Source organism: Sandarakinorhabdus sp., assembly GCF_031422795.1.
GTDB lineage: Bacteria > Pseudomonadota > Alphaproteobacteria > Sphingomonadales > Sphingomonadaceae > Sandarakinorhabdus.
Genome location: NZ_JANPML010000135.1, coordinates 1 through 2,885, shown reverse-complemented (window position 1 = coordinate 2,885; position 2,885 = coordinate 1). Strand labels below are relative to the sequence as shown.

Sequence of the window (2,885 nt, the reverse complement as noted above, 5' to 3'; positions counted from 1 at the left end):
GTGTCGTGGCGGCCAAGATCGAGCAGCATCAGATGCTCTGACAATTCCTTGGGATCGGCGAGCAGGCTTTCCCGGTTGGCGGCGTCTTCGGCGGCGTCTTTCCCGCGCGGGCGGGTGCCGGCGATGGGCCGGATCGTCACGTCACCGCCGCGCGCGCGCACCAGAATTTCCGGGCTTGAGCCGACCAGCGCAAAGCCGGGCAGATCAAGGAAATAGAGGAACGGCGACGGGTTGATGCGGCGCAGCGCCCGATACAGGGCAAAGGCCGGCAGCGGGAATTCCACCGTGAAGCGTTGCGACAGCACGACCTGAAAAATGTCGCCGGCCAGGATATAGTCGCGCGCCTTTTCCACCATGGCGGCATAGCGGCTCTTGTCGGTGTGGTGGTGCGGATTGGCTTTTGGCAGGGTTTCGGGCGGGCGCGGGTGAGCGGGCAGGGCCATGGCCAGCCGGCGCTCCGTCTCTGCAATGCGTTCGGCGGCGGCGTCCCACGCAGCGCCGGGATCGCTGGCAGAAAAGACCGGCGCGACGATGAACAATTCGTCCTTCAACCGGTCGAACACCAGCAGCAGGGTCGGGCGCACGAACACCATGTCGGGCAGGCCCAATGCCGAAGGGCCAGCATCGGGCACGCTGGGTTCCACCAGCCGCACCGTTTCATAGCCCATGTAACCAACAAGGCAGGCCAACGCCGCTGGCAGTTCCGGTGGCACATCGGCGCGGGCTTCGGCCACCAGTGCGCGCAACGCCGTCAACGTGTCGCCTGCCACTGGCGTGAAAGCCGATTGATCGTGCCGCCAGTTGCGGTTGATTTCGCTCGTGTCGCCGCGCGCGCGCCACACCAGATCCGGGTCCAGCCCCAGCAACGAGTATCGCGCCCGCACGCTGCCGCCTTCGACCGATTCCAGCAGGAACGCGCCCGATCCTTCGCGGCCCAGTTTCAGCATCGCCGAAACCGGGGTTTCGGTATCGGCCACGATGCGCGTCCAGATCAGTTGCGGCTGGCCTTGGGCCAGCGCGGCGCTGGCGCTGGCGCGGTCTGGAGCGATGCGGCGATCGGGCGGTGCTGTGGCCATCCCGGTTATTGCAGGCCGTCGCCCGAAAGCCGGGTGCGCAGCGCCTTGATGGTGGCGTCGTTCTTGTCCACGCCGGCGGTTGCCATGCTGGCCTTGGCCAGACCTTCGGCCATTTCGCCGGGCAGAACGCTGCCCAATTCGCGGCGGCTGGCTTCGATCAAGCCGGCCTGCGTCTTGGGATCGCCGGGGATGATGCGATCGACATGCACAAGAATCCAGCCGCCCTGGCCGGCGAGCAATTGCGTGCTGCCCACAGCCCCGTTCAAAAAGGCGCGCGCGGCTTCGGGCACATTCTGCTGATTGACGATATCGATGCGGCGGCCATTGAGCGGACGCGGAGCTGCAAGCCCGGCATCGGCCAGCGCCTTGGCAAAATTCACGCCCTTTTTCGTGGCGGCCAGCACTGCATCAGCCTTCACCTTGGCAGCCTTCATCGCCTTGTCCTGTGCTGCGCCGGCCATGGCCAGCGGCATCACGTCCTTGATGGGTGGCGGCGCTGCGGGCAGCACCGTGGCGGTTTCGATCACCACCAGGCGGCCAGCACCCAGATCTTCCACCACCGGGCCATCGGCTGGTTCATGCTTGAAGGCGCGCACCGCAATGGCGGCAGGTTCGCCGGTCAGCGGCGGCGGGCCCTGCGCCAGTCCGGCAAAGGTCAGGCCCTTGTCGGTCACGGGCGTCTGGCTCTGGATGGTGAGCGCGGCTTCCTTGGCGATATCGGCAAAGCTCTTGCCGGCCTCCACCCCGTCTTCGATGCCGGCAACCATATCGGCCACGGCATCTTCCACGCCGCGTTCCTTCAGGCCGGCTTCGACGGCAGCGCGCGCCTGCGCCAGTGACTTGCCGGCACCGCCCACGGCGGCAACCCGCACCACGTGCCAGCCAAAGCCGGTCTTGATCGGTGCAGAAACCCCGCCCACCGGCAGCGCAAAGGCGGCCTTGGCCACATCAGCGCTGGTCGCCTTGGCAAAGGCGGCCTGGGTCTGGCTGCCGAGCGCGATATCCTTGGCGCCAAAGCCGGCGAGCGATTGCGCTGCTGCTGCAAAGCCCTGCGCGCCTGCGGCTGCCACAATGGCCTGGGCCTTGGCTGCATCGGGCACCACCACCTGTTCCAGCACGCGGGTGGCTGCGCCGCCATATTTGGCCGGATCCTTGGCGAATTCGTCGGCAATGGCCTTGTCGGTGATGCTCACGCCGGCGGCGATCTGGGCGCGATCGATCAACGCGTAGCGGAAACCGCGGCGTTCCGGGATGGTGAAACGAGCACTGTTGGCCTTGTACCAAGCCTGCGCTTCGGTCGCTGTCGGCGCACCAGCCGGCGGGGCCGGAAGGGTGGCAACAGCACCTTCGTGGCGATCGACCAGCAGCCGGGCATAAAGTTCAGCGACGCCATCGGGCACGGCGAGCGCGCCGGTGATCGGCTTGATCAACTGTTCGCGCACCAGATCGCGGGCGATGGACTGGCGCAGCTTCTTGTCCGTCAAACCCTGCTGCGCCAGTGCGCGATCATAGGTTCCCTGATCGAACTTGCCGCCGCTCTGGAAGGCGGGGATGCCGGTGATCACCGTATCAACCGCGGTGTCTGATGCGCTCAGCCCGGCAGCGCCGCCCATTTCCTCCATCGCGGTCTGGCCGATCAACTGGGTCGCCATCAGTTCCACCACGCCTTGGCGGGCGGCTTGCGCCTGCGTCAGACTGGGATCGCGCTGGCGCAGGTCGCGCACGGTGCGATCGATGGCCTGCAGCAGTTCGGGCTCGCTGATGGTGCGCGCGCCGACTTTTGCCACCGAACCGGCCGGCGCACTGCCG

General features: G+C 67.0%; 2 protein-coding genes. Both read right to left on the bottom strand.

The genetic code is table 11. The annotated features are described in order from the left end of the window. Nucleotides 1-1,076, bottom strand: a 1,076-nt coding sequence (locus tag RMO81_RS04975) for a chorismate-binding protein (RefSeq protein WP_310474655.1), incomplete at its 3' end; no start/stop codon positions are given. Between the two features lie 5 nt (nucleotides 1,077-1,081). Continuing rightward, nucleotides 1,082-2,885 (bottom strand): peptidyl-prolyl cis-trans isomerase (locus RMO81_RS04970; protein WP_310474654.1); only part of this gene is annotated, 1,804 nt, incomplete at its 5' end.